Consider the following 4,582-nt stretch of genomic DNA (forward strand, 5'->3'; position numbering starts at 1 on the left):
ACCACCGCCAGCGCCGTCGACTCCCGCCCGCCACGACGGCCGCCGGCCAGCCGTTCACGGTGCAGCAGCTGCACGGCCCACAGCAGCGCCCGGTGGTCGCCGACCACCACCGGGCGGCGACTGCCCCGCCGGGACAGCACCCCGGCCAGGTCCTCCCGGTGCTCCGGCAGGCACAACTTCAGTCCGGGCGCGACCGCCCGCAGCACATCCCTGGCGATCCGCACGGACTCACCGTCGATGTGCCGGGCGGCCGGGCAGACGACCACGAGCAGGTCTGGAGCCGACACCTTCGTCCTTCCTCAGGTAACCTCTCGGTGCAAGAGCCCCTGCTGCCGCTGTTGCGCCAGGGGCTTCGTCTATCCGGGGCACCGGTCCACGGCTCTTGTGGTGTCGAGCCGCTTGGCAAGCGGCAATCACGCCACTTGCGCACGTTGGACATGCCCCGCCCGGAAGGGGTGTACGCCTGTGCCCGCACTTGTGCTGCTCGGTGCTCAGTGGGGTGACGAGGGCAAGGGGAAGGCCACCGACCTGCTCGGTGGCTCCGTGGACTACGTGGTGCGTTTCCAGGGCGGCAACAACGCCGGCCACACGGTCGTCGTCGGCGACCAGAAGTACGCGCTCCACCTGCTCCCCTCCGGGATCCTCTCCCCCAGCTGCACGCCGGTCATCGGCAACGGCGTCGTCGTCGACCCGGCGGTCCTGCTCTCCGAGCTGAGCGGGCTGCAACAGCGTGGCGTGGACACCTCCAAGCTGCTGCTCAGCGGCAACGCGCACCTGATCACTCCGTTCCACACCGAGATCGACAAGGTGACGGAACGCTTCCTCGGCAAGCGCAAGATCGGCACCACCGGGCGCGGTATCGGCCCGACCTACGCCGACAAGATCAACCGTGTCGGCATCCGCGTCCAGGACCTCTTCGACGAGTCCATCCTGGTGCAGAAGGTCGACGCCGCGCTGGACTTCAAGAACCAGGTTCTGGCCAAGCTCTACAACCGGCGGGCGATCAGCTCCGCCCAGGTCGTCGAGGAACTGCTCGGTTACGCCGACCAGTTGCGGGACTTCGTCTGCGACACGACGCTGGTGCTCAACAACGCCATCGACGAGGGCAAGGTCGTGCTCTTCGAGGGCGGCCAGGGCACCCTGCTGGACGTCGACCACGGCACGTATCCCTTCGTCACCTCCTCCAACCCGACGGCGGGCGGCGCCTGCACCGGCGCCGGGGTGGGCCCGACGAAGATCAGCCGGGTCATCGGCATTCTCAAGGCCTACACGACGCGGGTCGGCGCCGGACCGTTCCCCACCGAACTGCTCGACGCCGACGGTGAGGCGCTGCGCACCATCGGCGGTGAGAAGGGCGTCACCACCGGGCGCGACCGCCGCTGCGGCTGGTTCGACGCGGTCATCGCCCGCTACGCCACCCGCGTCAACGGCCTCACCGACTTCTTCCTGACGAAGCTCGACGTGCTCACCGGCTGGGAGCAGATCCCGGTCTGCGTCGCCTACGAGATCGACGGCCGGCGCGTCACCGAACTGCCCTACAGCCAGACCGACTTCCACCACGCGAAGCCGGTCTACGAGATGCTGCCGGGCTGGTCGGAGGACATCACCAAGGCCAAGACCTTCGACGACCTGCCGAAGAACGCCCAGGACTACGTCAAGGCGCTGGAGCAGATGTCGGGCGCGCGGATCTCCGCGATCGGCGTCGGACCGGGCCGCGACGAAACGATCCAGATCCATTCGTTCCTCGACTGAACACCGCGCGGCGCCGCTCCGTACTGTCAGGTGGAGGTGTGAGAAAGCCCCCCCTCACACCTCCACCAAAAGCTTTCGCAGTCCCCGGATGACGTACCCCGGGCTCCACTCCGGCTCCGCCGCCGGACGCAGCCCGGGGGCACGCTCCAGCAGCGCCTCGAAGGAGGCGGCCAGCTCCAGCCGGGCCAGCGGCGCCCCCAGGCAGTAGTGGATGCCCGCGCCGAACGTCAGGTGTGGGTTGTCCCGCCGTCCGAGGTCCAGTCGGTCCGGGTCGGCGAACCGCTCCGGGTCCCGGTTGGCGGAACCGAAGAGCAACGCCAGCTCGGCACCGCGCGGCACAACCGTGCCGTCGATCTCGATGTCGTCCAGCACCCAGCGCTCGAACATCTGGAGCGGCGTGTCGTAGCGCATCAGCTCCTCCAGCGCCGACGGCAGCAGCCGCGGCGCCTGCCGCAGCCGCGCCAGCTCCGCCGGGTTGCGGAACAGCGTCCACCAGCCGTTGCCGGTGGTGTTCACCGTCGCCTCGTGGCCGGCGTTCAGCAGCAGCACGCAGGTGGACACCATCTCCTGCTCGGACAGGTGCTCACCGTCGTCGTGCACCGCGATCAGCGCGCTGACCAGGTCCTCACCGGGCGCGCGACGGCGCTCGGCGATCAGCTGCCGCAGGTAACCGGAGAACTCCACCGAGGCCCGCACCGCCCGGCGCACCGACTCCGGGCCCGGCCGCAGCTCGAACATGCCGCAGATGTCCGCCGACCAGGGGCGCAGCAGCGGCCGGTCGGCGGCGGGCACGCCCAGCATCTCGGCGATCACCGTCACCGGCAGCGGCTCGGCGACCTGCTCGATCAGGTCTCCGCCGCCGTCCGCGACCAGCGCGGCGGCCAGTTCGTCCGCCATCCGCCGCACGGTCGGCTCCAGCCGCCGCACGGTCCGCGGGGTGAACGCCTTCGCCACCAGCCGCCGCACCCGTGTGTGGTCCGGGGCCTCCAGGTCCAGCAGCCCGTGGCCGTTGAGCGTCTGGAACGGCTCCTCCTCGGGCGGCGGTGGGGTGCGGCCGAACTCCTCGTGGGTGAAGCGGTGCAGGTACGTCCGGCCCAGCCGCCGGTCCCGCAGCAGTGCGCTCACCTCCGCGTGGTGCGGCACCAGCCACTGCCCGGACCGTTCGAACCACTGCACCCGGCCGCCGGCCCGCAGGTCCGCGTACGCCGGGTACGGATCGGCCACGAACTCCGGTGACCAGGGGTCGAAGACGGCACCGGGGCGGGGGCCGGTCCGTGCGGCGGGGTGCGGGCCGGTCTGCTCGGCGGGTGACGCGCTGTCCATGCGGTGACGGTACGGCCCTCGCGGACGGCGATCCAGGGGCCGTACCGGGGCTGTGCGACCGGGGTCCCGTGGCCGGGCGGAGGCGGCGCGGGCGCGCGTGGCGCGACGGAAGCCACGATTCCGCCACTAAGCGGATTATCTTAGCGATTGGGGCTCAGGCTCGGCACCGCCGCTCCCGGGCCCCGCACCGGTGCGGACCGCACCGCCGCCGAGCCGCGCGGGGGCCCGTCGCCCCCGGACGGTGGCACCGCTGCCGTACCGGTGAGGACCGACCACGGACGTCCGCAGACCACGGACGACCGGACGACCGGACAGACCGGACGACCGCGGGGAGCGATGCCTTGAAGATCTCCATGCTGCTCCACAACGCCTATGCCATCGGCGGCACCACCCGGACCACCTTCACGCTGGCCCGGGCACTGGCCGACCGTGGGCACGAGGTCGAGATGGTCTCGGTCTTCCGGCACCGCGACGCGCCGCGACTCGCGGATTCCCCCGGCGTGCCCGTCATCCCGCTCGTCGACCGCCGGCGCGGCGCCGCCGACCGCGACGACCCGCTGGAGAAGGCACCGGGGGTCCTCTTCCCGCCCAGCGAGGTCCGCGCCCGCGAGTACAGCCGGCTGGCCGAGCAGCGCATCCTCGACTGGTTCGCACGGACGGACGCCGACGCCGTCCTCAGCGCCCGTACCGGCCTCAACGTGCTGCTGGCCCGCTTCGGGCCCGGCCGGGCGGTGCTCGTGGGGCAGGAGCACCTCACGCACAACCGGCACCCGCACCACCTGCGCATGGACCTCCAGCGCCACTACCCGGGGCTGGACGCGCTGGTGACCATGACGGAGGCCGACGCCCGGGCCCATCGGGCCGGCCTGCACCTGCCCGGCACCCGGGTGCTGTCCATCCCCAACTCGGTGCCCGATCCGGGCCTGCCACCGGTGGACGGCGAGTCGAAGGTGGTGGTGGCGGCCGGCCGCATCGTGAAGGCCAAACGATTCAGCATGCTGGTCAGCGCCTTCGCCCGGGTCAGCCCCGACTTCCCCGACTGGACCCTGCGCATCTACGGCGAAGGCGCCGACCGGGCGGCCGTCACCCGCCACATCAACCGGCTCGGACTGCACAACCGCGCACTGATGATGGGCCCGGCCGCCCCCATCGAGGCGGAGTGGGTGAAGGGTTCCGTCGCCGCGGTCTCCTCGGCTCAGGAGTCCTTCGGCATGACCATCGTGGAGGCCATGCGGTGCGGTCTCCCGGTGGTGAGCACGGACTGCCCGCACGGACCGGCGGAGATCATCCAGGACGGGGAGAACGGTCGGCTCGTACCGCGCAACGACGTGGCGGCCCTCGGCGCCGCCCTGGGCGAGCTGATGGCGGACCGGGACCTGCGGGTCCGGATGGGCCGGGTCGCCCGGCAGCGCGCCGCCGAACGCTACGCGCCAGAGCAGGTCGCGGAGCGGTACGAGCACCTGCTCGACGACCTGCGCACGGCCACCCGCACGCGGCGCCCGGTACC

General features: G+C 71.8%; 3 protein-coding genes and 1 pseudogene. 2 read left to right on the forward strand and 2 right to left on the reverse strand.

What is annotated here, in order from left to right; translation table 11 throughout:
- Positions 1-287: pseudogene (locus ACYVE9_RS16420) on the reverse strand (hypothetical protein); the annotation flags it as partial.
- 178 nt (positions 288-465) lie between these two features.
- Between ACYVE9_RS16420 and ACYVE9_RS16425 the strand changes: the two are divergent.
- Positions 466-1,752 (forward strand): adenylosuccinate synthase, encoded by a 1,287-nt coding sequence (locus ACYVE9_RS16425; protein WP_461028608.1) that lies wholly within the window; start codon positions 466-468, stop codon positions 1,750-1,752.
- Between the two features lie 54 nt (positions 1,753-1,806).
- Here ACYVE9_RS16425 and ACYVE9_RS16430 read toward each other — a convergent pair whose 3' ends face one another.
- Complete coding sequence (locus tag ACYVE9_RS16430; RefSeq protein WP_461028609.1) at positions 1,807-3,075, reverse strand: cytochrome P450; 1,269 nt, start codon at positions 3,073-3,075, stop codon at positions 1,807-1,809.
- A 341-nt stretch (positions 3,076-3,416) separates the two neighbouring features.
- Here ACYVE9_RS16430 and ACYVE9_RS16435 point away from each other — a divergent pair.
- Positions 3,417-4,582, forward strand: a 1,166-nt coding sequence (locus ACYVE9_RS16435; RefSeq protein WP_461028610.1) for a glycosyltransferase family 4 protein, incomplete at its 3' end; no start/stop codon positions are given.

This window comes from Streptomyces sparsus, from assembly GCF_054776295.1.